The sequence below is a fragment of the Nonomuraea sp. NPDC050691 genome, assembly GCF_040654455.1.
Lineage (GTDB): Bacteria > Actinomycetota > Actinomycetes > Streptosporangiales > Streptosporangiaceae > Nonomuraea.
This window is the reverse complement of record NZ_JBFAIA010000093.1, coordinates 1-23,013: the sequence shown is the minus strand read 5'-3', so window position 1 is coordinate 23,013 and position 23,013 is coordinate 1. Positions and strand designations below refer to the sequence as shown.

Sequence of the window (23,013 nt, the reverse complement as noted above, 5' to 3'; positions counted from 1 at the left end):
GGACGCGCCTCAGGGGCCGGGCAGGCGCTTGAGCGCCGCCTCCGCCTCCGCCATGATCCGCCCGATCAGCTCCTCGCACGACGGCAGGTCGCCGATAACGCCCACCACCTGGCCCGAGGCCATGACCCCGAGGTCGCCGCGGCCCTCCACCATGGCCGCGCGCAGCAGCACCGGCGTGTTCGCCGCCTGGAGCACCTGCGCCCAGGTCAGGTCGCGGCCGTGCCGCATGCGCCGCCCCTCACGGATCATCGCCGCCCACGACAGCCCGGACAGCCGCTTGAACCGCGCCCCGTTGACCACCGCGCGCAGCAGCCGCGAGCGTTCCAGCGACTCCACGAACGGCGTGCGCAGCACCCGGTGCGGCACGCCGTCCACCTTCGTGGTGACGAGCGTCTCGGCCGCCTCCAGGTAGAGCCGCTTGACCGCGTCGGGGACCGGCGAGTCGCCGGTCAGCAGGAACCGCGTGCCCATGGCGATCCCGCACGCCCCGTACGCCAGCGCCGCCACCAGCCCCCGTCCGTCGAAGAAGCCGCCGGCGGCGACAACCGGGATGTCCACGGCGTCCACCACCTGCGGCAGCAGCAGCGTCGTGGCCAGCGGCCCGGTGTGCCCGCCCCCCTCGCCGCCCTGCACGATCACCGCGTCGGCGCCCCAGGCGGCCACCTTCTCGGCGTGCCGCCGCGCCCCCACCGACGGGATGGTCACCACGCCCGCGTCCTTCAGCCGGGCGATCAGCTCCCTGCGCGGCGCCAGCGCGAACGACGCGACCCGCACCCCCTCGCGGATCATCACCTCGACCCGTTCGGCGGCGTCGTCGGCGTCGGAGCGGATGTTCACCCCGAAGGGGGCGTCCGTGCGCTCCTTGACCTCCCTGATCGCCCCGGTCATCTCGGCCACCGACATCGTGGCCGCGGCGATGATCCCGAGCCCGCCCGCGCGGGAGGTGGCCGCGGCCAGCCGGGCGCCCGCCACGTACCCCATGCCGGTCTGCACGATCGGGTGGCGGCAGCCGACGAGATCGGTCAGCGCGGTCCTCACCCCGCGCCCCCGGCCCGCCCGGGAGCTTCCCCGGCGCGCGGCTCGGGGACCTCGCGGTGGCGCAGGCCGCGTGGGTCCAGCACCTCGTCCAGCAGCCTCAGCTCCTCGGCCGTCGGCGTCCGGGTCTCCGGCACGTCGCCGGGCACGTCCAGCTCGAACCCGGTGGCCGCGACCACCTCGTCCGCGCTCACCCCGGGATGTGCCGACACCAGCCGCATCGTGCCTTCCGGCCCGCGGAGGTCCAGTACCGCGAGGTCCGTCACCACCCGCCGCAGCCCGTACGCGCCCCTGTCGGTGCCGACGCCGCTGACCATGTCCACCTGCGGCACGAACACCCGCGGCGAGTGGCGGGGGATCCAGTAGCTCGTCGGGTCGCAGCGGGTGTTGCCGGGAGCCCCGCGCACGCCGAGGAGCTGCGCCTTGGGCCGGCTCCAGTCGCCGATGCACGAGATGTTCGTGTTGCCGTGGCGGTCGATCTGGCTCGCGCCCAGCATCACGTGCCGCCGGCCGTTCAGCACCAGCCACAGGTGGTCGCGGAACGGCAGCCAGCCCTCGACCACCTCCGGCGGCTCGCCCAGCGCCGGCACGTCGCCGGTGAGCAGGCAGGCGCCGTCGCTGGTCAGCAGGTCCGGCTCGAACGTCAGCCGCGCCAGCCGCGCCCCCAGCACCGTGACGGCCCCGCCGATCCCGGCCGCCAGGATCTCGCCGTCGCCCCTGAAGGCCTCGGCGCACGCCACCACACAGACGTCAGCCCTGCTCACTGCGCACGTACTCCTCCCACGGGGTCTCCACGTAACGCCGCTGCGCCTCCTCGTCGCGCCCGTAGTCGGGCTCGCACGCGGTGAACCCGGCCCCGCCGGGCGCCTCCACCACGCCGGTCACCATCGACCTGCTGACCAGCAGCGACTGCACCGGCCCCTCCTTGAGCAGGTCAGCGGTGTCCACCAGCCGCTCGCACGAGACGTAGGCGCTCGCCGCCGCCTTGACGTACAGGTCGTCGAGGTACGGGTCCGGGCCGAGGTACTGGGCGTTGCCGCGCCGGTCGGCCCGGTTGAGATGGACCAGCGCCGCGTCCAGCGTGAGCGCGGGCACGGCCACCAGCTCCTCCCCGTCCCCGTACGGTGAGCGGACGGTCCGCAGGTGCGGGTTGACCCGCATGACGTCAGAGCCGAGCCCCGCCCGCGTCGGCAGGAACGGCAGCCGGTGCGCCGCCGCCAGCAGGCCGAACATGAACATGCCCTCGTCGTACTCGGTGAACTCGACGGCTTCGTTCTGGCGGGCCCGGCGGAAGTGCGGTTCGAGGGGGATCGAGTCGAGCGTCACGAACGGGGCGACGACCCGGCGTGCCTTGCCCGCGGCGCAGAGCATGCCCACGTCCGGCCCGCCGTACGAGACGATCGTGAGGTCCCGCAGCGGCGAGCGGAGCAGGCCCCGCACCAGGGCCATCGGCTTGCGCCGCGACCCCCAGCCGCCGATCCCGATCGTCATGCCGCTCTCCAGCCGCCCGACGACCTCCTCGACGGTCATGACCTTGCCCATGCCGCCTCCTCGCTCGCGAACCCGTCACCTCGCCCACGAAGGGCCTCCTCGCTCATGAGCCCCGCCACCTCGCTCATGAGCCCGCCACGAAGCGGTGGCGGTGTTCGTCGCCCTTGCCGAGGAGGTTCAGCTCGAAGGTGAACCCCTGCTCGAACCGGTAGCTCCGCTTGACGTCCACGGGGTCGATGCCGTTCAGCGACTCCTTGGCCAGCCGGATCACGTACGGGTCCTTGTCGGCGATGCGCCCGGCCACCTCCATCGCGGCGTCGGTCAGCGCCTGGCGCGGCACCACGTCCAGTACCGAGCCGAACGCCAGCAGCTCGGCGGCCGTCACGTTGCGGCAGGTGTAGACCATGGCCCGCATCAGGTGCGCCGGGACGAGCCGGGCGAGGTGCGTCGCCGCGCCGAGCGCCCCGCGGTCCACCTCGGGCAGCCCGAAGTAGGCGTCGTCGGAGGCCACGACGACGTCCGCGTTGCCCACCAGCCCGATGCCGCCGCCCAGGCAGAAGCCGTGGACCGCGGCCACGACCGGCACGGGGCAGTCGTAGACGGCGGCGAAGGCGGCGTGGCAGCCCCGGTTGGCCCCGACGAGCGCCTGGTGACCGTCGGCGGCCTGCATCTCCTTGATGTCCACGCCCGCGTTGAACCCGCGTCCCTCGGCGCGCAGGACGACGACGCGGGTCACCGGATCCCGCCCGGCGTCGTGGAGGGCGCCGGCCAGGTCGTGCCAGTGCCGTACGGCGAGGGCGTTGACCGGCGGGACGTCCATGACGACCTCGGCGATCGGGCCGGCGCGCAGCGTGATTCCCATCCCACTCCCGGAGTGCTCGCCTCGCTTGCTTTGTCCTAGCGCTTGCTTGGTACGGTAGCACCCGTGACCGTGACTTACGACTACGCGGGCAAGGTCGTCCTCGTGACGGGAGGGACCAAGGGGATCGGGGCGGGCGTCGCCCGGGCCTTCCGGGAGGCCGGCGCCACGGTCGTGGTGTGCGCCCGCACCCCGCCCGCCGGTGCCGGGTACGCCCGGAGCGGCGGAGGTGCGGGGGAGGTCCGTCCCATCCGCTTCGTCCAGGCCGACGTGCGCGATCCCGAGGACGTCGCCCGCCTGATCTCCGGGCTCGACCGGCTCGACGTCGTCGTCAACAACGCGGGCGGCTCGCCCCACGCCCCTCTGGACGGCACCTCGCCCCGCCTGCACGCCCGCGTCATCGAGCTCAACCTGACCGCGCCCCTGCTGGTGTCGCAGCGGGCGTACCCGCTCCTGAAGGCGTCGGGCGGTGCCGTCATCATGATCGGCAGCGCGAGCGGCACGCGCCCCTCGCCCGGCACCTCCGCGTACGGTGCCGCCAAGGCCGGCCTGCACCACCTGGCGCGTTGCCTCGCGGCGGAGTGGGCGCCGGAGGTGCGGGTGAACTCGGTGGTGGTCGGACTGGCGGCCACGGAGAACGCGGAGGAGCACTACGAGGGCGGGCGCGCGGCCGTGGAGGCCACGATCCCGGCGGGCCGCATGGCGACGCCGGAGGACGTGGCGCGGGTGTGCCTGTGGCTCGGCAGCCCCGGATACGTGACGGGGGCGGAGATCCAGGTCCACGGGGGCGGCGAGACGCCGGCGTGGCGCTGGACCGGGCCTCCCGTCGCGCCGTGACGGCCGTTCCGGCGGCCTTGCGCGGCCCTTCGAGCGGCAGCGGCGGGCCTTCTGGTCAGCGGAGGGCGGAGCGGGCGGTGGGCGAGAGGCGGAACCGCTGCGGCGGACCAGCCACGCGTCCCTCCAGCAGGGACGCCTCCTCCTCCAGTGCCTCCCGGACCTTCCCCAGATCCTCCTCCCGCTCGAACCGGGCGAGCCAGACGAACACGTCCTCGCCGGCCCGTACGGGGAGGGCGGGATAGGTGTTGGGGGAGTGCTCGGTCTCGAAGCACGCGACAGGGGCCGCGCCGGCCCTGGAGAGCACGGGAGCGACGCGCTCGGCGAAGAAGAGGGGGAACTCCGCCACCTCTCCCACGACGTGGTGAACGGTCGCGAGGTAGACCGACGGCGGAAGCGCGACGGCCCCCACGGGCGGCCGCGTCGAGGCCGGCAACAGGGACGTAGGGAGGGCGCCGGGGGAGTGGAGGGTCGTGGGGGCGGCCTCGGGGGAGTGCGGGGTTGCGGGGAGGAGCACGGGGTGGAGAAGGAGCACGTCGTCAGAGTCGATCATCGTCGCGTTGGCCGCCTCGCGGTGGGCCTTCCAGACGGGGCCGCCGTAGAAGGCGGCCAGGGCGACCCGACGGGCTTCCATGTCTGGGAATTCCCGCATCCAGCAGAAGATGTCCGGCGCGTCCAGGTCGCGGAACTGGCCCACCACGCCGATGCCCGCCGCCTCCTGCGACTCGACGAACTCGCGCTCGAACAACTCGATCAGTGTGTCGCGCCGCCCCGGGTGGAGGGTGTAGCGCCGAAGCTCGTAGATCATGCGGGCGACGTTAGGAGCGGTCCGCTGACACCTTGTGTCAGCGGCGGGAAGACCCGAGCAAAGTTCTGATCACTCTATGCTATGGATCAGTAACGCAACGTTATAGGATCGGGTCCAGTCAGACAGCCCGCCCGTCCACCGGCGAAGGAGCCGTACCCAAGTGATCAAGAGTCTGAGCGCCGCGTGCGTCATGGCGGTGGCCGCCGCGCTCACCCTGCCGGCCGCCCCGGCGAGCGCCGACACCTGGACCGACAACTGGAGCCGCAACATCGACTCCTCGCAGTCCGGCAACACCTTCGGCGACGTCGGCGCGTCCAACCGCGGCTGGGGCCGCTCCACCAGCGTCAACAACGTCAACGGCGTCGCGACGACAGCCACCAACGGCAGCACCGTCATCACCTACGTCTTCTACTAGCCCCGGCCCCGTCTTCTCCAAGCCCAGCCTCGTCTTCTGCTGGCTCAGCCCGATCTTCTGCCAGCTGGCCCCCTCTCTGAGAACCCCCCTCTGAGCAGCCCGCCCCCTTCTCTGAGCCCGCTCCATCGAGACCCGATCGCGTCCAGAATCCGCGGCTCCGCCTGACTCTCGCTCATGGTCGCGATCACAGTCTGCTGCTCGTCCATGCTCAGCTTCACGCCCGAGTTCAAGCCGCGTCCGCCTCCACTTCCACCCCTCCGCGTCCAGCTCCACGCCCATGCGCATCCGACGCACGCAACCCCAACGCACCGACATCCAACGCACGCCAACGTCCCTACGCACGATGCTGCCTGCCGCTCCCTTCCCGGCAGGCCGCCTATGCCTGCCATTCCCTCCCGGGCAGGCAGCCCCTTCCGGGAGCTCCTCCGCCGGAGAGGCTCTCCCCCGGTGGGCCTCACTCTCCCTGGGCCCTCATCCCCCGGGGGGTTCTTCTCCGGCGGACGGCTCCTTCTCGGCTCCGACCGGCAGCTCTTCAGCCAGGCCGGTCTCACCTTCACCGGAGCGTCGCCCCGATTTCGCCTGGACCGGTGGCCCCCAGAGCCGCGGGTCGACGACTTCCGTCCCTGACCTCTCGCCCCTGAACCAGCAACAACAACCTCGAACCCAAGGAGATCCTCATGAAGAAGCTTTGCGCCACCGGCCTCGTCCTGGCCGCCGCCGGCGCCACTCTCGCGACGGCCGCGAGCCTGGCCGCCATCCCCGCCAACGCCGACACCGCCGTCTCCGACTCCAGCTCCAACCGCGAGTCCTCCCAGTCGGGCAACATCTTCGGCAACATCGCCGTTCAGAACAGGGGCACCGGCGCCTCCACCAACGTCACCTCGGTCAACGCCAACACCTCCACCGCCGCCCGCCGCAGCGGCGCGGCCGTGAACAACCGCGTCGACTAGGCGCCGCAACGGGTTCCCCCTCCAAGCGCCCCGGCTCCAAGCGCCCCGACGAGTGCCGTGAGGGTCTCGGCGGGCCCCCAGGGTCTCGGCGGGCCGCGCAAGGATCCCGGCGGGCCGCTCATGGATCCCGGCGGGCCGCTCATGGATCCCGGCGAGCGGCTCATGGATCCGGTGGGCGGCTCGAGGCCCCGAGTGGCGGGCAGCGCGAAGCCGGGAGAGCCCCGCGCGATGATGACCCCCGGGAGGTGGGCCCCTCCCCACTTCCCGGGCCGTCCAGGTCGGCACCCATTTCCCCGCCGGCCGGGGCATTGAGGCTGGCCGCCTGAAAGGCCGTCCAGGTCGTCCGCGTCAGTACCCGCCTCCCGGGGCGTTCGGGTGGTGGGCCGTACCATCGTCGCCGTGACTACCTGTGCATATGTGACGTTTGACGACAAAGACGGTCATGACGACGAGCGCGAGATCGCCCTGGCCGCCTGGAGGGAGGAGGGCATCGACGGGCGGGCCGAGCGCTGGGACGACCCCGCGGTCGGCTGGGCGGCCTACGACGCCGTCGTCGTGCGCTCCGTGTGGGACTACGTCACCCGGCGCGACGAGTTCCTGGCCTGGGCCCGGCGAGTCGAGGAACGCACGAGGCTGCTCAACCCCGCGTCCGTGCTGGCGGACAACACCGACAAGACGTACCTCCGCCGTCTGGGGGTCCCCGTCGTGCCCACGCGCTGGTCGGCGGAGGGCCTCCCCGACTGGCAGGAGTACGTCGTCAAGCCCGCGATCTCGGCGGGTGCCCGCGACACCATCAGGACCACCGACGGCGCCGAGGCCGCCGCGCACGCCGCACGGCTGGAGGCGTCCGGCCGCACGCCCATGGTCCAGCCCTACCTCGACATGGTCGAGTCCGAGGGCGAGACCTCGCTCCTGTACTTCAACCGCCGCCTCAGCCACGCCGTCCGCCGCACTCCCATGCTCGCCCCGGGCAAGTCGGGTGCCGATCACGTGCGGGCGCAGCTCCGCACCCCGGACCCGGACCAGGTGGAACTCGCCGAGAAGGTGCTTGCCGCCATCCCCCAGGCCCTTCTGTACGCGCGGATCGACCTGGTCCGGCTGCCCGACGGGACGCCGGTGGTGATCGAGCTGGAGCTCACCGAGCCGTACCTGTTCCTGCGCTACGAGCCGCAGGCGCCCCGCAACCTGGCCAGGGCGCTGCGCGAACTCCTCTGAGGCAAGGGGTCACACGCCGGGGAGCCGGCCATTGCGGAAGAGGTCGACGAAGGTCTGGTGGTCGGCCCGCGCCTGGGTCCCGTACCGGTGCGCGAAGTCCACCAGCATGCCGATGAACCCGGTGCTGTCGTCGCCCACCACCGCCACGATCGACTCCTCGGTCGAGAAGTCCACGAGGTCGTGACTGGACTCGTCGTCGGCGACGGCGTGCATGCGCGCCACCGCCCGGCCCAGGTCGCGCATGATCGAGTCCAGCTCGGCCGGCTCGTTGACGTCGTCCCAGTCGAGGTCGGCGGAGTACGGCGAGACCTCGGCCACGAGCTGCCCCACGCCGCCGAGCGTGGTGTAGCCGAGCCACGGGTCCGCGTACGCCTGCAGCGCCCGCTGCGACTCGGCCGTCCGGTGTCCCTGGTGCAGGAAGTAACCGGCCACCTTCTCGTCGGTGATGTACCTGGCCACGGCCGGCACCTGGGCCTGCTTCATGTAGAGGATGACGTCGTTCTCCAGCGCCTGCGACCGGCCCTCCAGCAGCAGGTTGTACGAGGGCAGCCCGGCCGAGCCGATGCCCACGCCCTTGCGCAGCGCCACGTCCTTGATGACGTGCTCGACGGAGGTCGTCTGCGCGGGCAGCGTGGCCAGGTAGTCCTCGAACGCCGCGAGCACGGCCGAGCGGACGTCCGGGTCGACCGGCTCCCGCCCCTCCATGATCGCGAAGCGCCGGTCGTAGTCGTCGATGACGGTCTCGACGTCGAGCATCGCCACCCGGGTCCGCAGCCGCGCCGTCTGGAGCACCCGGTGCAGGACGCCGGTCGTGGTGCCGAGCGTGAGCGATCCGATGGCGTCGTCGCCGCCGCGGGCGATGGCGGTCAGCTCGTCCAGGTACGAGAGGGCGAAGCCGCGCACGAGCGCGGTGATCACCTCGTCGGACAGCGCCTTGGCGTACCCGATGAGCGCGACGCTCGCGGCGAAGCGCTTGAGGTCCCAGGTGTACGGCCCGACGTACGCCTCGTCGAAGTCGTTGACGTTGAAGACGAGCACGCCGGAGGCGTTCATGTACGTGCCGAAGTTCTCGGCGTGCAGGTCACCGTGGATCCAGACCCGGCTGGTGGGCCCGTCCAGATAGGCGTCGTCGGCGAAGTCGCCGGTGAGGTCGGCGTAGAACAGGCTCGCGCTGCCACGGTAGAACGCGAACGGCGAGGCGGCCATCTTGCGGAACTTGCGCCGGAACGCGGCCGGTTCGCGCTGGATCGACTCGCCGAACTCGGCGGTGAGGACGTCGAGCAGGAAGGAGGAGCGGGTTGCCATACACCGGACAGTAGGGCGTCCCCGCCCCCGCCGCCTAGGTTGTCAGAGCGGATGTCGCGGCCGGTCAGGCAGCCGGTCCGGACTCGGCTCGCCGTGCCGGGGGCAGCAGCCGCCTGCCGGTGACGACCAGCGGCACGATCACCGCCGTCAGCACGGCGCACAGCACGGCGGCGGGCACCCACACGAACTCGGCGTCCGGCATCGGCACCGCCAGGGGCAGGCGCCACGCGAGCAGCAGCGTGGCCGCCGCCGCCAGGGCCAGGCGCGCCGAGGGGGCCCATCCGCGGCGCAGGGCGACGGCGCAGGCCACGGCGCACGCCACGGTCGCGATCGCGTCGGGCTGGACCAGCTCCGACACGGCCAGGAGCGGTTCGGGCAGGACGGCCCACGGCAGCAGCGCCACCGGCAGGACGGCGGCCATCACCAGCAGGGTGACGGCCATCGGCAGCAGGACGAGGCGCCACGGGCGGACGGTCACCGGCGCCTCGCCGTGGAAGCCGGCCAGCAGGGCGATCACGGGCACCGACGCCATGAGCGCGGCGGGCGCCGCTGTCCAGGTGAGGTGGGCGGCCGGGCCGAGCAGCACGAGCGAGACCGCCGCCGCCGCGACGGCCACGGGCTTGGCCGGACCGGTGGAGCCCCGCACGGCGGCCGTGAACGCGACGACCCACAGCACGTCCGCCACCGCCGCGAAGGGGTCGGCGCCGGTGGCGATGTCCGGGCTGGGCAGGTACCCGGTCGCCATGGCCGCCAGCCACACGAGGCCGTGAACCCCCAGCATCGCCTGGAACCCCAGGCCGAGCAGCGCGACGAGCCGGACCGTCTCACCCAGGGCGGCGGCCCGCGCGCCCGCGCCGCCGAGCCGCACCCGCACCGCGAGGGCGGCCACGCTGGCGATCTCGCCCCACCGCGGCCGGGGGCCGCGCTCGTCGGGCACGTCGCCGGACATCTCCAGGAACGCCGCCACCATCTCCTCCTCCCGCTCGGCCCGGTAGGAGGCGGGCAGGAGCCGCAGCGCCGCACGGTAGCGACGCTCCAGCAGCACGGGCTCGGCATTGCTCACGAATTCCTCCAGACGCTCGGTGGACGGTGGTTCGGGGGCGGTCATGCCGGGCCTCCCGCAGGGCGCGCGGACAGACCCCTCGCCCGCAGGCGGGAACGCGCGGCGGCGGCGTTGGCGGCCAGCCGGGCGGCCTCCTCCTCCAGGACCCGCGCGCCCTCGTCGGTCAGCCGGTAGTAGCGCCGCAGCCGCCCCCGCCACACCTCCTCGCGGTCGAGTTCGACCAGCCCGTCGCCGGCGAGCCGGTCCAGCACGCCGTACAGACTGCCGATCTTGAGCTGCACCCGCCCGCCGGAAAGGCGCTCGACCTCCTGGACGATGCCGTAGCCGTGCCGGGGCTCGTCCACCAGCGCGGTGAGGGCGAGGAACATGGGCTCCGTGACGTTCACGAGCCCACTATATCTTGCGAGACAAGATATCGTGAGTGTCAGGGGTGCTGCGAGGACACCGACACGACCTCGCCCGTCATGTACGACGCGTAGTCGCTGGCCAGGAAGACGATGACGTTGGCCACCTCCCACGGCTCCGCCGAGCGGCCGAACGCCTCGCGCGCCGTCAGCTCCGCCAGCACGTCCTCGCTGGTCACCTTCGCCAGGAACGGGTGGACGGCCAGCGACGGCGCCACCGCGTTGACCCGCACGCCGTGCCCGGCCGCCTCCAGTGCGACGCACCGGGTCAGCGCCATGACGCCGGCCTTGGCCGCCGCGTAGTGTGCCTGCCCGCGCTGCGCCCGCCAGCCGACGACGGAGGCGTTGTTGACGATGACGCCGGAGCCCTGGGCGAACATCCGGCGCAGGGCGGCCCGGGTGCAGCGCATGGTGCCGTTCAGCGTCACGTCGATGACCGCGTGCCACTGCTCGTCGGTCATCGCCGCCAGCTCGGCCGTCCCGCCCAGCCCGGCGTTGTTGACGAGCACGTCCAGCCGCCCGTGCCGCCGTTCCACCGCCTCGAACAGTTCCTCCACCTGCTCCTGCGACGTCACGTCGCACGGCACGGCCAGCGGCTTGACGCCGGTCAGCCCGGCCAGCGCCTCGGCGGCCTCGCCCAGGCGCCGCTCGTGCCGGTCGGACACGACGACGACGGCACCCTCCTCGGCGCAGCGCCGGGCGGTCGCGTAGCCGATGCCGGCCCCCGCCGCGGCCGTCACGAGCGTGACCTTGCCGTCGAGCAGGCCGTGCGCCCGCGGGTAGAGCGGTCCCATCGTGCTCCCGTCTCCAGAGGACTACTGCCGGGGCAGGCCCAGCGTCCGCTCGGCGATGATGGTGCGCTGGATCTCGCTGGACCCCGCGTAGATGGTGTCGGCGCGGCTGAACAGGTAGAGCCGCTGCAGGTCGTTCAGCTCGCCGCCGGGGGCGACGAGCCCGGCCCGGCCCTGGACGGCCTGGGCCAGCTCGCCGAGCCTGCGGTGCCACTCCGACCAGTAGAGTTTGCCGATCGACGCCTCGGGGCCCGGGTCGGGCCGCATCGTCCGCAGCGCGTTCAGCCGCATGATCCGCAGCTCCAGCCACGCCCGGACCAGCCGGTCGCGCAGCACCGGGTCCTCGGCGGCCCCCGTACGCCGGGCCGTCTCGATGACCTTGTCCAGCTCCCGCCGGAACCCGATCTGCTGCCCCAGCGTGGACGCGCCGCGCTCGTGGGCGAGCGTGGCCATGGCCACCCGCCAGCCGTCGCCGGGCGCGCCGACGACGTTCGCGGCGTCGGTGGTCGCGCCGTCGAAGAACACCTCGTTGAACTCCGAGGTGCCGGTCATCTGGACGATCGGCCGCACCTCGACGCCGGGCTGCCGCATCGGCACCAGCAGGTACGAGAGGCCTCGGTGCCGCTGGGAGCCCGGCTCGGTACGGCAGAGCGCGAAGCACCAGTCGGCCACGTGGGCCAGCGACGTCCACACCTTCTGCCCGGTGATCACCCACCGGCCGCCCTCGAGGCTCGCGCGGGTGCGCACGCCGGCCAGGTCGGAGCCCGCGTCCGGCTCGGAGTAGCCCTGGCACCACAGTTCCTCGCCGCGCTGGACGGGCGGGAGGAACCGGGCCTTCTGCTCGTCCGTGCCGAACTGGAGGAGGGTGGGGCCGAGCAGCCCCTCGCCGATGTGGCCGACGCGGGCCGGGGCGTCGGCCAGGGCGTACTCCTCGTGGAAGGCCACCTGGTCGGCCAGGGACGCCTCGCGCCCGCCGTACCGCTCGGGCCAGGCCAGGCAGGTCCAGCCCGCCTTGCCGAGGTGGCGCTCCCATGCCAGCCGGATCTCGTGCCCCTCGTGCTCGCGGCCGGGCCCGCCGAGGCCCCGCGCTCCGGCGAACGCGCCGGTCAGGTTCTCCTCCAGCCAGGCCCGCGCCTCTTCACGCAGGCTCAACGAAGCCCCCGTACCCGCCGCGGAAGAACACCAGCGGACCGCCGTCGGCATGGACGTCGAGCTGGAGCACCCGGGCGACCACGATCACGTGGTCGCCGGCCGGGTGCTCGGCCTCGATCGAGCAGTCGATCCAGGCCAGGGCCCCGTCCAGCACGGGGTTGCCGCCGGGGGAGCCGGTCCACTTCAGCCCGGCGAACTTGTCGCCGCCCCTGGTCGCCATCTGCACGCACACCGGCTGCTGGTGCTCGGCCAGCACGTTCACGGTCACCACCTCGGCGTCCCGTACGCGCGGCCAGCTCGTGCTGGTGTGCGCCACGCAGAACGCGACGAGCGGCGGGTCGAGCGACACCGACGTGAACGAGTTGGCCGCCAGCCCGCACGGGCTGCCGGTCGCGGGGTCGAGCGCGGTGATCGCCACGACGCCGGTGGCGAACCGTCCGAGCACCTGCCGGAACCGCAGGGCGTCGAGATGGCCGTTCGCGCTCTGGGGGATAGGGCCGTTGGGCATGGCGGCTCCGTGGAGGGTCCTGCGCTGGTAGGGCGTGGGACGGCCGGCACAGCCGTCCGGCGTGACCAGCCGGGCAGCGTGTGTGCTCATCGTGTGGCCTCCTTCGTCCGCCTGGTGGAGGTATCTTACCAAGCGCTTGCTTGGACGGTAGGCGCGGGGCGGAAAACCTGTCAAGCCGCCCCGGCTCGCGGGTCTCGTTGACACGCTCGCGACCGGCGCCCTAGCGTGGGTTGATGGCCAAGCGCTTGCTTGATTTCCGGGATCGTACGGCCGTCGCGGGCGTGGGCTGGACACCGTTCACCAAGGACTCCGGCGTCAGCACCCTCACGCTGGCCTGCCGCGCGGTCATGGCCGCCCTGGAGGACGCCGGGCTCGGCCCCGGCGACGTGGACGGCCTGGCCACCCATCGCGTCGGCGACTCCGCCGCGCCCACCCTCGTCGGTCCCGCGCTCGGCGTCCGCGACCTGAGCTGGCACCTCGACCAGTTCGGCGGCGGCAGCGTCTCCCACGCCGTCGTCGGCCAGGCCGCGCTGGCCGTGGCCGCCGGCGTGGCCGAGACCGTGGTCTGCTACCGCGCGATCAACGCCCGCTCGGAGTTCCGCATGGGCGGCACCGGCCGCGGCCTGCCCGCGAGCCCCGAGGTGCAGTACCAGGCGCCGTACGGCTACTTCGCGCCCCCGCAGCAGTACGCGATGTACGCCCGCGCGCACATGCTGAAGTACGGCACCACGGCCGAGCACTTCGGCCGGCTGGCCGTCACCCAGCGCGCCAACGCCGTCAAGAACCCTCGCGCCCTCATGCGCGCGCCCATCACGCTCGACGACTACCTCGCCAGCCGGTGGATCGCCGAGCCGTTCCGGCTGCTCGACTGCTGCCTGGAGACCGACGGCGCCTGCGCGCTGGTCGTCACCACCGCCGAGCGGGCGCGCGACCTGCGCCGGCCGCCCGTGCTCGTCTCGGCCGCCGCCTGGGGCGGCGGGGAGAGCCACCTGTCGGGCGGGCCCGCCGACCCCACCACCACGGCCGCCGCCGCCCTCGCGCCCCGCCTGTACGGTCAGGCCGGCCTCGGCCCGCGGGACGTGGACGTGGCCCAGATCTACGACTGCTTCACCTACTCCGTGCTCGTCCAGCTGGAGGACTACGGGTTCTGCCCGAAGGGGGAGGGTGGCCCGTACGTGGCCTCGGGCGCCACGGCCCTGGACGGCGAGCTGCCGGTCAACACCCACGGCGGCTTCCTGTCGGAGGGCTACGTCCACGGCATGAATCACATCGCCGAGGCCGTCTCGCAGCTGCGCGGCGACGCGGGGGACCGCCAGGTGCCGGGCGCGGAGGTGGCCCTGTCGACGGCCCAGCCCGGGTACATCCTGCCCGCGACGTCGGCGCTGATCCTCAGGAAGGACTGATCGCATGCGCCCGGTGTTCCAGGTGACGACGGACCGTGACTCGGCCCCGTGGTGGGAGCGGACCGGGCGGGGGGAGTTCGCGGTGCAGCGGTGCGACGCCTGCGGCCGCGCGCGCTTCCCGGCCCGGGCGTTCTGCCCGGTCTGCCGCGCCGAGCGGTGGCACTGGGAGGCCGCCGAACCCGAGGGGACCGTGGAGAGCTGGATCGTCAACCATCAGGCGTTCGGCGCGGGCGACGGGGAGCCGTACGTGGTGGTCATGGTGCGGCCGGACGCCGTGCCGGACTGCCTGCTGCACGGCGGGTGGCGGGCGGCCCGGGAGCCGGTGGGCGGGGAGCGGGTCAGGGGTGCGTTCACGCCGGGAGCGGGCGGGTTCACGCTCGTCGACTGGGAACCCGCGGGGGAGTGAGGCGCGCCGGCAGGTCGTACGCGGCGCTGGGAAGGCCGTGGAGGCGCGGTGGGGCCGAGAACGGAACGCGCGTCCTGGCGGGCGTGGGGGACCCGCCAGGACGCGCTTCCAGCCCCATGCGCGGCGACGCCAGGACTCCGGCGAGGGTTGGAGTCCTAGATCGATGGTTCGCGCACGGAGTCGGTGGGGGAGTGCGAGGACTCCGGATGCCGGCAACGCTCGGTCGACCTGATCGGTACGGGACTGCCATTCCGGGTGTCCGTGCAGGTAAGACCGAACGTATGGCGGCGCACCGCGTAACGCAGTAAACGTGGTGCATCGTCTGGGTCTTGCCAGGGCAGGTATGGCGTACCCGCGTGGACCGGCAACACCGGCCCTCACCCCCTCCCGGGCCTTTCGATGGATTTGTACCAACGAATGGATGATGCGGCTGTCGGGGCCCTTTGGTCAAGGGGTTGTGGCCTGCTAGAACCAGATCGTCTAAATTGTTGGCACAATAAGGGGTGAAAGTGGCAAGGTCGGTGCTGTACCAGCAGGTGGCTTCCGAACTACGGAAGGCCATCTACTCCGGTGCACTCGGTCCCGGAGCGCAGCTGCCGACCGAGGCTCAGCTCATGGAGGACCATGGGGTGAGCCGCAACACCGTCCGGCTGGCTCTCGGAGAGCTGGTCAACGAGGGGCTGGTCACCCGCACGCCGCGCCGCGGCACGGTCGTCCGGGACCGCAGGCCGCTGCTCATCTACCCGCAGCGAGAGCTGGAGCCCCAGCCGAGCGGCGAACTGCGCGAGGCCTTCGCCTACGCCGTCACGCAGGAGGGCCGCGCGCCCAGCCAGCTCATCGAGGTGCTGACCGTCACGCCCGTCGAGGAGATCGCCAGCCGACTGGAGCTGGCCGACGGGGAGCTCGCCGTGGTGCGCCGGCGGCTCCGCTTCGTGGACGGGCAGCCGTACAACACCAACGACTCCTACTTCCCCCGCGATTTGGTGGCCAACTCCGAAATCGCCAGGCCAGGGGACATCGCGCGAGGGGCGAACCGGGTTCTGGAGGAGCTCGGCCACGAACAAGTTCGCGTGATTGACGACATTTGGGCGCGAATGCCCAACCAAGAGGAAGCCGAACGGCTTCAATTGGAACTGGGCACGCCTGTTGTCGTGTATGTCCGAGTTGGTTACGACAGGGCTGATATGCCGGTGCGAGTCGCGGTCTCGGTGCTACCCGCGGACAAGCACTTGATCAGATACGAGCTCGATCGCCGCTAGTCGAGCTCGGTTGGGGGTGATCCCGCCGGCGGCCCGCCGCGAGAAATCCGGCCTCGCAGGGCTAGGGGAGCTGCGCGTACTCCCCTGCACCCATTTATGCGCATTTATGCGTACATATCGCCTTTAGTCACCCCACGCCGAGCTTGCGTGCCACAGCGTCATCACCGTGCGCTACTGCTTGGACACCCAACGCATCGAAAGGGCGAACCATGCACTCCGTCACCGTCTCCGGCACCACGGCCCCCTTCTCCGCCTCCTCCTTCGCCTCGGCCACCCTCCTGCACCCGCTGGCACTGCGCCGGGCCGACAGCTCCGATCTCAAGGGCGTGCTCACCCTTCTCGCCGACACGGCCGAGTGGCTGCACTCCAAGGGGGTGAGCCAGTGGCCCCGGGGCGGCTTCGGCCCCGAGCGCATCGAGCCGCTGATCGAGGAGCGCGTGCTGTTCCTGCTGGACGACGAGCTGCGCTACCTCGACCCGGACGAGGACGTCCCCCCGGTCGCCACCATCGCCCTGGACGACCACGCCGACCCCGAGTTCTGGACGCCCGCCGACGACCCCGGCGCGGCGCTGTACGTCCACAAGCTCGCCGTGGCCCGGCCCTGGGCCGGCACGGGACTGGGCGACGCCCTGCTGGACTGGGCGGGGGCCACGGCCCGCGCCACCGGACGCCGCTGGCTGCGGCTCGACTGCGCCAAGCGCAACCCGGAGCTCCAGGACTACTACCGGCGGCGCGGCTTCCACCACGTCCGCACCGTGGACCTCCCGCACCGCGCCTCCGGCGCCCTCTTCCAGCGGCCGGCGGACGACACCCTGATCACCGCCTTCCGCGACCTCACCCTCCCCGAGCTCATCGGCGCCTGAGGTTCCTCTCCGGGGGTGTTCCGGAGGTGCTACGGGCTGGGGTCGAGTGGGGCGTAACGGGCTTTTGGGGCTTCGCCCACTGAAAGGGGTAGAGCACCCGATAACCTCTCCTCATGACCGGATCCCTCCTTGAGGTGATCGCGCTGGACGTGCGCGATGCCGTGGCCGCCGAGCGAGGCGGCGCCGACCGCGTGGAGGTCGTCGCCGACATGGCGGCCGACGGGCTCACCCCGGCGCCGGAGACCGTCGCCGCCATCGCGGCCGAGTGCCCGCTGCCCCAGATGGTCATGCTGCGCCTCGACGCCACGTTCACGGCCGGGCCCGAGACGCTCGACCGGCTGCGGCGCGACGCCAAGGAACTGGCCCAGGCGGGCGCGGCCGGGTTCGTCTTCGGCTTCCTCGACGGGGAAGGGGCGGTGAACCTGGCCGCCACGGAGGCGCTCATCCACGCCGTCTCGCCGCTGCCCTGGACGTTCCACCGGGCGGTGGACCACGCGGCCGACGTGCAGGCGGCCTGGCGGGCCGTGCGCCTCCTGCCGAACCTCGCGACCGTCCTCACCTCGGGCGCGCCCACCGGCGTGGCCGACGGGCTGCCGGTGCTCAAGAGCCGCGCCGAGGCGGGCGACGGCTCGATCATCCTCGCCGGGGGCGGGCTCAAGCCGCCGCACGTGCCCGCCCTGCTCGACTACGGCGTGCGCGCCTTCCACGTCGGCTCCGCCGTACGGGAGAGCTGGTCGGAGCCCGTCGACTGGCGGCTGGTCCAGCGGTGGCGCGCCCTCGTCGAGCGCGACTGAACCCTGCGCGCCCGGATTCTGCGCGCCCGGATTCTGCGCGCCCGGATTCTGCGCGCCCTGATTCTGCGCGTCCGGATTCTGTGCGACCGGACTCGGCGCGACCGAGTCCGGGAGGCCGTCAGGACAGGGCGGCGTCCGCGCGGGCCAGGGCCGTCGCGAGCGTCCTGATCGTGGCGGGCTCGTCCATGATCCCGCCGTCCGCCGCGCGCCGCTCCTCCCAGGCCCGCACCCGCTCCCGGTACGCGTCGTACGTCGCCAGGTGGAAGGCGTACACCGCGGCGAACCGGCTCACCAGGTGCGCGGGATGCATGTCCCACCCCTGATGGAAGCCGTGGGCCAGGGAGTGCCGCACCAGTTCCGCGTGCCGCCGCCACAGCGCCCGTACGTCCGCGGCCGACCCCGAGGCGGGCGAGGCCGCCAGCGACCCGTCCGACAGCTCCACCCCCGTCCCCGCGAACGCCGTCCGCATGACGTGCCGCGCGTGGTCGCAGGCCGGGTGGTCGAGCCGCTGCTCGTCCGGCGGCAGGCCGATCGCCGCCGTGTAGTCGAACACCCCGAAGTGCGCGCCGGCCAGCCGGCCGTCCAGCCTCTCCACGAGGTCGCCCCGCAGGAACGGCAGCGTCTGCGGCGCCTCCACCTGCGTCTCGAAACGCAGCCGCACCTCCGCTCCGGCGCCGAGCCCGCGCTCCAGCCCGCGTTCGAGCCGGGCCAGCAGGTCGGCGAACTCCATGAGGTACTCCTCCATGAGCACCTTGGGGAAGGTCACCACGAATCCCGGCGGCAGCTCGCCGCACCGCTCCGCCACCTCGGTGAGGAAGCCGTCGAGCGTGCGCGCCGACCGCGCCGGGTCGCCGTCGGCGAAGGACTTGACCCGCAGCCCCCACCGCCGCGGCAGCGTCCCCGCGGCCCGCATCCGCGCGACCGCCTCGGCGGCCCGCACGGCGTGCGCGTCCTCCTCCTCGCCGGGCCGCGCGCCGTAGCCGTCCTCGAAGTCGATCCGCAGGTCCTCGACCGGCTCGCGGGCGAGCTTGCGCAGCACCCGCTCGTGCACGGCCGGCGCCAGCCCCTCCGGCACCCCGAACACGTCCGCGACCTCGGCGGGACCGGCCAGGTGCGCCCGCGCCAGGGCCAGGGCGCCCTCGCCCCACTCCGCGACCGTGCCGGCGGCGAACCGGTCGGCCGGCACGTACACCGTGTGCACCGGCTGCCACCCCGGCCGCCACGCGGGGTCCGCGCCGGGATAGCGCGCCCGCTGGGTCCGCAAGGCGTCCTCGAATCCGTTCAGCGGCACGTCGCCCATGGTCACCCGCATGCCCTGCACCCTAGCCGCCCCCTGGCCGCCCCCTGGCCGGGCCCGGCCGGAGCCGATCAGGGGCGGCAGGCGCGCAGCATGGCCTCCAGGCCGGGCAGCTTGACGCGTTCGCCGCGGCCGAGTGAGCGGCCCAGCTCGGCCTCGGCCGCCTCGATGCCCAGCCACTCGTCGTAGGTGACCGGCCGCACCCCGCGCTCGGCCAGCAGCGTGTCGAGGTCGGTCTTCAGCTCGTGCTCGCGGCCCGCGAGGTCGGCCAGCATCGTGCGCACGGTCTCGGCGGCGTCGGACTTGTTCGTGCCGATCACCCCGGTCGGCCCGCGCTTGAGCCAGCCCGCGACGTACTCCCGCTCGCGGACCCGCCCGGCCTCGTTCGGCACGGTCATGGTCTCCATCGAGAACGGCACGTCCGGCAGCGGAACGCTCTGGTAGCCGACGGAGCGCAGCACCATCCCCACCGGCAGCGTCTCGAACTCGCCGGTGCCCTCCACGCGCCCCTCCGGCGTCAGGCGGGTGCGTTCGAGCCGCAGCCCCTCGACCCGGTCGGCGCCGAGGATCTCCACGGGACGCAGCCAGAAGCGCACGTCGAGGCGGCGCGGCCGGCCCTGCGGAGCCCGCTCGGACCACGACCGCAGCACCTCGATGTTGCCCCGCACCTGGCGCGGGTAGTCGCCGCCGAGGACGACCGCCTCCTCCGGGCGCACGCACACGTCGGCGTTGGCCAGCTCGCCCAGCTCGCGCAGCTCCTTGAGGGTGAACTTGGCGTGCTCCGGCCCCCGCCGGCCGATCATGTGGATGGCCTTGACCTGGCTGACGCGCAGGCGCTCCAGCACCTCGTGCGGCACGTCCGTCCCGCTCAGCTCGGCGGCCGTCTTGGCCAGGATCCGCACCACGTCCACGGCCACGTTGCCGACACCGATGACCGCCACCTCGGAGCTGTCGAGGGCGAACCGGCCGGCACCCACGTCGGGGTGGCCGCAGTACCAGTTCACGAAGTCGGTGGCCGCCACGCTGCCCGGCAGGTCCTCGCCGGGGATGCCGAGGCGCCGGTCCACCATCGCGCCCGTGGCGTACACGACGGCGTCGTAGGCGCTCAGGAGGTCGCTCACGGACACGTCGGCGCCGAGCGTGACACCGCCGAGGAAGCGCACCTGAGGCAGCTCCAGCACCCGCCGCAGGTAGCCGGCGATGGACTTGATCGAGGTGTGGTCGGGCGCGACGCCGTACCTGACCAGCCCGTACGGCGTGGGCAGCCGTTCGAGCACGTCGATCTCGACCGGCTCCGACGACTGCTTGACCAGGGCTTCGGCCGTGTAGATCCCCGCGGGACCCGATCCGATGACCGCCACGCGCAACGCCACGTCGCCTCCCTGCGACGGCGACTCCGCGGCACGGGCACGTCGTCCGGCCGGCATCGCCGCCTCGTGGCGATTGTTACCCGTGCGGGCGCCTATGACAGCCTCTTTTCGGGCTCGGAGTCCTCCCGTGTCGCGCGGGCCCGCAGGACCAGCTTGTCGATCTTGCCGTTGGCGTTGACGGGAAGGGCGTCCACCACGACGATCCGCTTCGGCACCTTGTAGTTGGACATGTTCTCCTTCGCCCAGGCCATCAGCGCCGCCGCGTCCACCTCGGCGCCGGGACGCGGCACGACGTACGCGCGGCCCGCCTCCCCGGAGACGGGGTCCGGCACCCCGACCACGGCGGCCTGCGCCAGCGAGCCCTCGCGCAGCAGCAGCGACTCGACCTCGGCGGGCGAGACGTTGAAGCCGTTGACGATGTAGAGCTCTTTCTTGCGGTCCACGATCGCGAGGTTCCCCGCCGCGTCGAGCACGCCGACGTCGCCCGTGTGCAGCCATCCGTCCGCGTCGACCACCTCGGCGGTCCGCTCCGGCTCGTCCCAGTAGCCGCGCATCACGCCGTAGCCGCGTTGCAGGATCTCCCCCCGCTCGCCGGCCGGGACGTCCTTGCCCGCGTCGTCCACGATCCTGACCTCGATGCCGGGCACCGTGCGCCCGGTGGTGGCGGCGACCACCTCGACCGGGTCGCCGGCCCGGGTCATGGAGACGACCGTGCCCTCCATCAGCCCGTAGGCGTTGATCACCCGTTCCACGCCGACCTGCTCGACCAGCCGGGTGATGAGCGACGGCGGCACGGCGGCGGCCCCGCAGATGGCCAGGCGCAGCGACGAGACGTCCCACGCGCCCCGGTCCAGCTCGTCCAGCAGCCGGTGGAACAGCGTGGGCGGCCCGGCCAGGACGCTGATCCGGCCGGAGGAGACGAGCTCCATCAGCCCGTCGGGTGTGAACACCGGGATCGGCAGCATCGTGGCGCGCCGCAGCACGCAGGCGAGCAGCCCCGCGTTCAGCCCGAAGCCGTGGCTGAACGGCGCGATGACCGGGTAGCGGTCGTCCTCGCGCAGGGTGACGATCTCGGCCCAGTCCCAGTAGCCGCGCAGCACCTGGGCGTGGTCCAGCATGACGCCCTTGGGTGTGCCGGTGGTGCCGGAGGTGGACATGATCTCGCACAGGTCGTCCGGCCGTACGGCCAGCGCCCGCTCCTCGGCGGCGTCCGGCGTGACCTCCTCGCCCCGTTCCCGCAGCTCCGGCGCCGTGAGCCGCCCGGGCCCGGGCGGGGAGGCGCCGGGATCGGGCCGGGAGGGGGCGGGGACCACCGCGTGGAGCAGGCCGGTGCCCGGCGGCAGGAGGTCCGCCAGGACCGTGCGCCCCGCCCCCTCGCCCGTGATCAGTACCCGGGCGCCGGCCTTGCGGATCATCGCCGCCGCCTCCAGCCCCTTGGCCCGGGAGGACAGCGGCACGATCACCGCCCCGGCGCACCAGACACCGAAGGCGTGGACCACCCAGGACGGATCGTTCACGCCCCACAGCGCGACCCGGTCGCCCGGCCCGACGCCGAGGGCCATCAGCCCTCGCGCCACCCGCGTGGCCTCGCCGAGCAGCTCGGCCATGCTCATGCGGGCGTCGCTCGCACGGGCCTCGCCGCCGGCCACGACGGTCGCGTCCGGGTGACGGGCGGCCTGGTCGCGCAGCATGCGGGGGATCGTCCCCCAGTCGGGCACCGGTTCCACGGCTCTCGCGCCTCCAGGAGGGGTCGGGTCACGAGCTGCTGGGGTGCTCGCCGGGGTCAGCTCACGAGCGCCCGGTCGCGGCCGAGGTGGTGACCGCGCAGGTCGCTCACCATGCCGGGGGAGGACGTCTCTGCGACCTCGGGGGCGATCTCCACCTTGAGCGTGATCGGCGTCAGCGCCCGCATGGACTCCTGGAGGCGCGAGCGCCACATCGGGTTGCCCACGAGGCTGGGCCGGTTGAACGTCACGGTCAGCACGGCCGCGTCGAGCGTGCCCTGCCTGGTGACGCCGAGCTCCCAGCGGGCCACCCCGTCGATCTTGGCGAGGGTCCGGCCTATGCGGGGCAGCGACAGCCACACCCCGCGGACGAGCACGTGGTCGCCCACGGTGTGCGCCGGCGCGGGAATCCCGTCCGCGCGGGAAGCCGCCGAAGCGCCGTCAGGGGGGCCGGGGCCGTCCGCCGGGACGCGTACCACCTGCCCGGTGCGCAGCACGGCGTCGCCGAGCGTCGAGTGGCCGGCCGGCGTGATCACCAGCTCGGCCGCGCCGGCGGCCTCCGGCAGCAACTCGTCCTTGCCGAGCGCGGCCGGCCGCAGCAGGCCGTCGGCGAGCGGCGTGAGCGGCTCGTCCTCCGACGCCCGCCAGGCCAGGGCGCCGCCGCTGAACGGGCTCGAGTACACCTCGTGGACCTCGGCGTCGAACTCGCCCGCGAGGTGGCCGAGGGTCCGCTTCGAGGCGATCTCGCCGGTGAGCACGATGTGGCGGAGCCCGAGGTCGAGCGGGTCGAGCAGGAACTCCAGGTGGAGCCGGGCCAGGAAGTCCATGGCGCCGGTGGGGGTGGCGACCAGCGTGGTGGCCCCGAGCGCCGACAGGGCGTGGTGCAGGCGCATCCGGCCGCGCGGTCCCACCGACGCCGCGGCGGCGGCCACCCGGGAGGCGGCCGAGGCCCACAGCGCGCCGGCCGGCTCGGTGCTGCTGGAGGACCAGCTCGACCAGGTGCGCGGCTTCCTCGACCTGGCCGCCGAGCGGGGCGTCGAGCTGGTGCTGCCGGTCGACGTGCTGGC

General features: G+C 73.2%; 24 protein-coding genes and 1 pseudogene. 10 read left to right on the top strand and 15 right to left on the bottom strand.

Annotation, left to right across the window (positions count from 1 at the left end; genetic code table 11):
• Positions 1–9: 9 nt before the first annotated feature.
• From AB0H81_RS27905 to AB0H81_RS27890, 4 genes are all read right to left on the bottom strand, one after another.
• The gene (locus AB0H81_RS27905; RefSeq protein WP_358380489.1) at positions 10–1,038 is read right to left on the bottom strand and encodes a nitronate monooxygenase; all 1,029 of its coding nucleotides are present in this window, start codon (positions 1,036–1,038) and stop codon (positions 10–12) included.
• The gene (locus AB0H81_RS27900) at positions 1,035–1,799 is read right to left on the bottom strand and encodes a CoA-transferase (protein WP_358380487.1); all 765 of its coding nucleotides are present in this window, start codon (positions 1,797–1,799) and stop codon (positions 1,035–1,037) included. Before AB0H81_RS27900 ends, AB0H81_RS27905 begins: the two co-directional genes overlap by 4 nt.
• Entirely contained in the window at positions 1,786–2,577 is a 792-nt protein-coding gene (locus AB0H81_RS27895) for a CoA-transferase (RefSeq protein WP_358380485.1), read from the bottom strand. Before AB0H81_RS27895 ends, AB0H81_RS27900 begins: the two co-directional genes overlap by 14 nt.
• Before the next feature lie 73 nt (positions 2,578–2,650).
• Positions 2,651–3,388 carry an enoyl-CoA hydratase family protein gene (locus tag AB0H81_RS27890; protein ID WP_358380483.1) on the bottom strand — a complete coding sequence of 246 codons (738 nt, stop codon included), beginning with the start codon at positions 3,386–3,388 and terminating at the stop codon, positions 2,651–2,653.
• A gap of 63 nt (positions 3,389–3,451) precedes the next feature.
• Here AB0H81_RS27890 and AB0H81_RS27885 point away from each other — a divergent pair, with 63 nt between their 5' ends.
• On the top strand, positions 3,452–4,222 hold the full coding sequence (locus AB0H81_RS27885) for an SDR family oxidoreductase (protein WP_358380481.1): 771 nt from the start codon (positions 3,452–3,454) through the stop codon (positions 4,220–4,222).
• 55 nt (positions 4,223–4,277) lie between these two features.
• On the opposite strand, the gene AB0H81_RS27880 is transcribed toward AB0H81_RS27885, so the two are convergent.
• On the bottom strand, positions 4,278–5,027 hold the full coding sequence (locus AB0H81_RS27880; RefSeq protein ID WP_358380479.1) for an NIPSNAP family protein: 750 nt from the start codon (positions 5,025–5,027) through the stop codon (positions 4,278–4,280).
• 160 nt (positions 5,028–5,187) lie between these two features.
• Between AB0H81_RS27880 and AB0H81_RS27875 the strand changes: the two genes are divergently transcribed.
• The 3 genes from AB0H81_RS27875 (at position 5,188) to AB0H81_RS27865 (ending at position 7,607) form a co-directional block, all read left to right on the top strand.
• Complete coding sequence (locus tag AB0H81_RS27875) at positions 5,188–5,442, top strand: hypothetical protein (RefSeq protein WP_358380477.1); 255 nt, start codon at positions 5,188–5,190, stop codon at positions 5,440–5,442.
• 677 nt (positions 5,443–6,119) lie between these two features.
• Entirely contained in the window at positions 6,120–6,392 is a 273-nt protein-coding gene (locus AB0H81_RS27870) for a hypothetical protein (RefSeq protein WP_358380475.1), read from the top strand.
• 417 nt (positions 6,393–6,809) lie between these two features.
• Positions 6,810–7,607, top strand: coding sequence for a hypothetical protein (locus tag AB0H81_RS27865; RefSeq protein ID WP_358380473.1), 798 nt, complete (start codon positions 6,810–6,812; stop codon positions 7,605–7,607).
• Positions 7,608–7,616: 9 nt separating this feature from the next.
• Here AB0H81_RS27865 and AB0H81_RS27860 read toward each other — a convergent pair whose 3' ends face one another.
• The 6 genes from AB0H81_RS27860 to AB0H81_RS27835 all read right to left on the bottom strand — a co-directional run bounded on the left by AB0H81_RS27860 (position 7,617) and on the right by AB0H81_RS27835 (position 12,830).
• Positions 7,617–8,912, bottom strand: coding sequence for a DUF2252 domain-containing protein (locus AB0H81_RS27860; protein ID WP_358380471.1), 1,296 nt, complete (start codon positions 8,910–8,912; stop codon positions 7,617–7,619).
• Positions 8,913–8,976: 64 nt separating this feature from the next.
• Positions 8,977–10,020, bottom strand: coding sequence for a hypothetical protein (locus AB0H81_RS27855; RefSeq protein ID WP_358380469.1), 1,044 nt, complete (start codon positions 10,018–10,020; stop codon positions 8,977–8,979).
• Positions 10,017–10,361, bottom strand: a complete 345-nt coding sequence (locus AB0H81_RS27850; protein ID WP_358380467.1) for a PadR family transcriptional regulator — start codon at positions 10,359–10,361, stop codon at positions 10,017–10,019. Before AB0H81_RS27850 ends, AB0H81_RS27855 begins: the two co-directional genes overlap by 4 nt.
• A 38-nt stretch (positions 10,362–10,399) precedes the next feature.
• A complete protein-coding gene (locus AB0H81_RS27845) occupies positions 10,400–11,173 on the bottom strand; it encodes an SDR family oxidoreductase (RefSeq protein WP_358380465.1) in 774 nt (257 codons plus the stop codon).
• Positions 11,174–11,194: 21 nt separating this feature from the next.
• On the bottom strand, positions 11,195–12,373 hold the full coding sequence (locus AB0H81_RS27840; RefSeq protein WP_358380463.1) for an acyl-CoA dehydrogenase family protein: 1,179 nt from the start codon (positions 12,371–12,373) through the stop codon (positions 11,195–11,197).
• Entirely contained in the window at positions 12,309–12,830 is a 522-nt protein-coding gene (locus AB0H81_RS27835; RefSeq protein ID WP_358380505.1) for a flavin reductase family protein, read from the bottom strand. Before AB0H81_RS27835 ends, AB0H81_RS27840 begins: the two co-directional genes overlap by 65 nt.
• 233 nt (positions 12,831–13,063) lie before the next feature.
• On the opposite strand from AB0H81_RS27835, the gene AB0H81_RS27830 reads away from it, so the two are divergent.
• The 5 genes from AB0H81_RS27830 (at position 13,064) to AB0H81_RS27810 (ending at position 17,555) form a co-directional block, all read left to right on the top strand.
• Complete coding sequence (locus tag AB0H81_RS27830) at positions 13,064–14,233, top strand: acetyl-CoA acetyltransferase (RefSeq protein WP_358380461.1); 1,170 nt, start codon at positions 13,064–13,066, stop codon at positions 14,231–14,233.
• 4 nt (positions 14,234–14,237) lie between these two features.
• Positions 14,238–14,639: a zinc ribbon domain-containing protein gene (locus AB0H81_RS27825; RefSeq protein ID WP_358380459.1), complete on the top strand. Its 402-nt coding sequence runs from the start codon at positions 14,238–14,240 to the stop codon at positions 14,637–14,639.
• Between the two features lie 521 nt (positions 14,640–15,160).
• The gene (locus AB0H81_RS27820; RefSeq protein WP_358380457.1) at positions 15,161–15,898 is read left to right on the top strand and encodes a GntR family transcriptional regulator; all 738 of its coding nucleotides are present in this window, start codon (positions 15,161–15,163) and stop codon (positions 15,896–15,898) included.
• A gap of 209 nt (positions 15,899–16,107) precedes the next feature.
• Positions 16,108–16,761: a GNAT family N-acetyltransferase gene (locus AB0H81_RS27815; protein ID WP_358380455.1), complete on the top strand. Its 654-nt coding sequence runs from the start codon at positions 16,108–16,110 to the stop codon at positions 16,759–16,761.
• A 113-nt stretch (positions 16,762–16,874) separates the two neighbouring features.
• On the top strand, positions 16,875–17,555 hold the full coding sequence (locus tag AB0H81_RS27810) for a copper homeostasis protein CutC (RefSeq protein WP_358380453.1): 681 nt from the start codon (positions 16,875–16,877) through the stop codon (positions 17,553–17,555).
• A 118-nt stretch (positions 17,556–17,673) separates the two neighbouring features.
• Here the strand turns inward: AB0H81_RS27810 and AB0H81_RS27805 are convergent, their stop codons facing one another.
• From AB0H81_RS27805 to AB0H81_RS27790, 4 genes are all read right to left on the bottom strand, one after another.
• Positions 17,674–18,867 carry an aldolase gene (locus AB0H81_RS27805; protein ID WP_358380451.1) on the bottom strand — a complete coding sequence of 398 codons (1,194 nt, stop codon included), beginning with the start codon at positions 18,865–18,867 and terminating at the stop codon, positions 17,674–17,676.
• Between the two features lie 56 nt (positions 18,868–18,923).
• Positions 18,924–20,225: an FAD-dependent oxidoreductase gene (locus AB0H81_RS27800; RefSeq protein WP_358380449.1), complete on the bottom strand. Its 1,302-nt coding sequence runs from the start codon at positions 20,223–20,225 to the stop codon at positions 18,924–18,926.
• An 89-nt stretch (positions 20,226–20,314) separates the two neighbouring features.
• Complete coding sequence (locus AB0H81_RS27795; RefSeq protein WP_358380447.1) at positions 20,315–21,949, bottom strand: AMP-binding protein; 1,635 nt, start codon at positions 21,947–21,949, stop codon at positions 20,315–20,317.
• A 56-nt stretch (positions 21,950–22,005) separates the two neighbouring features.
• Positions 22,006–22,839 (bottom strand): hypothetical protein, encoded by an 834-nt coding sequence (locus AB0H81_RS27790; protein WP_358380445.1) that lies wholly within the window; start codon positions 22,837–22,839, stop codon positions 22,006–22,008.
• On the opposite strand from AB0H81_RS27790, the pseudogene AB0H81_RS27785 reads away from it, so the two are divergent.
• A pseudogene (locus AB0H81_RS27785) lies at positions 22,799–23,013 on the top strand (hypothetical protein); the annotation flags it as partial. The gene AB0H81_RS27790 and the pseudogene AB0H81_RS27785 overlap by 41 nt on opposite strands.

Bases quoted from the DNA above. Each gene is read 5' to 3' on its own strand.
- AB0H81_RS27840 (WP_358380463.1), bottom strand. From the start codon at position 12,373: ATGCCGACGGCGGTCCGCTGGTGTTCTTCCGCGGCGGGTACGGGGGCT.
- AB0H81_RS27830 (WP_358380461.1), top strand. From the start codon at position 13,064: ATGGCCAAGCGCTTGCTTGATTTCCGGGATCGTACGGCCGTCGCGGGC.
- AB0H81_RS27815 (WP_358380455.1), top strand. From the start codon at position 16,108: ATGCACTCCGTCACCGTCTCCGGCACCACGGCCCCCTTCTCCGCCTCC.
- AB0H81_RS27845 (WP_358380465.1), bottom strand. From the start codon at position 11,173: ATGGGACCGCTCTACCCGCGGGCGCACGGCCTGCTCGACGGCAAGGTC.
- AB0H81_RS27895 (WP_358380485.1), bottom strand. From the start codon at position 2,577: ATGGGCAAGGTCATGACCGTCGAGGAGGTCGTCGGGCGGCTGGAGAGC.
- AB0H81_RS27890 (WP_358380483.1), bottom strand. From the start codon at position 3,388: ATGGGAATCACGCTGCGCGCCGGCCCGATCGCCGAGGTCGTCATGGAC.
- AB0H81_RS27860 (WP_358380471.1), bottom strand. From the start codon at position 8,912: ATGGCAACCCGCTCCTCCTTCCTGCTCGACGTCCTCACCGCCGAGTTC.
- AB0H81_RS27790 (WP_358380445.1), bottom strand. From the start codon at position 22,839: ATGCGCCTGCACCACGCCCTGTCGGCGCTCGGGGCCACCACGCTGGTC.
- AB0H81_RS27870 (WP_358380475.1), top strand. From the start codon at position 6,120: ATGAAGAAGCTTTGCGCCACCGGCCTCGTCCTGGCCGCCGCCGGCGCC.
- AB0H81_RS27810 (WP_358380453.1), top strand. From the start codon at position 16,875: ATGACCGGATCCCTCCTTGAGGTGATCGCGCTGGACGTGCGCGATGCC.
- AB0H81_RS27880 (WP_358380479.1), bottom strand. From the start codon at position 5,027: ATGATCTACGAGCTTCGGCGCTACACCCTCCACCCGGGGCGGCGCGAC.
- AB0H81_RS27825 (WP_358380459.1), top strand. From the start codon at position 14,238: ATGCGCCCGGTGTTCCAGGTGACGACGGACCGTGACTCGGCCCCGTGG.
- AB0H81_RS27805 (WP_358380451.1), bottom strand. From the start codon at position 18,867: ATGCGGGTGACCATGGGCGACGTGCCGCTGAACGGATTCGAGGACGCC.
- AB0H81_RS27855 (WP_358380469.1), bottom strand. From the start codon at position 10,020: ATGACCGCCCCCGAACCACCGTCCACCGAGCGTCTGGAGGAATTCGTG.
- AB0H81_RS27835 (WP_358380505.1), bottom strand. From the start codon at position 12,830: ATGCCCAACGGCCCTATCCCCCAGAGCGCGAACGGCCATCTCGACGCC.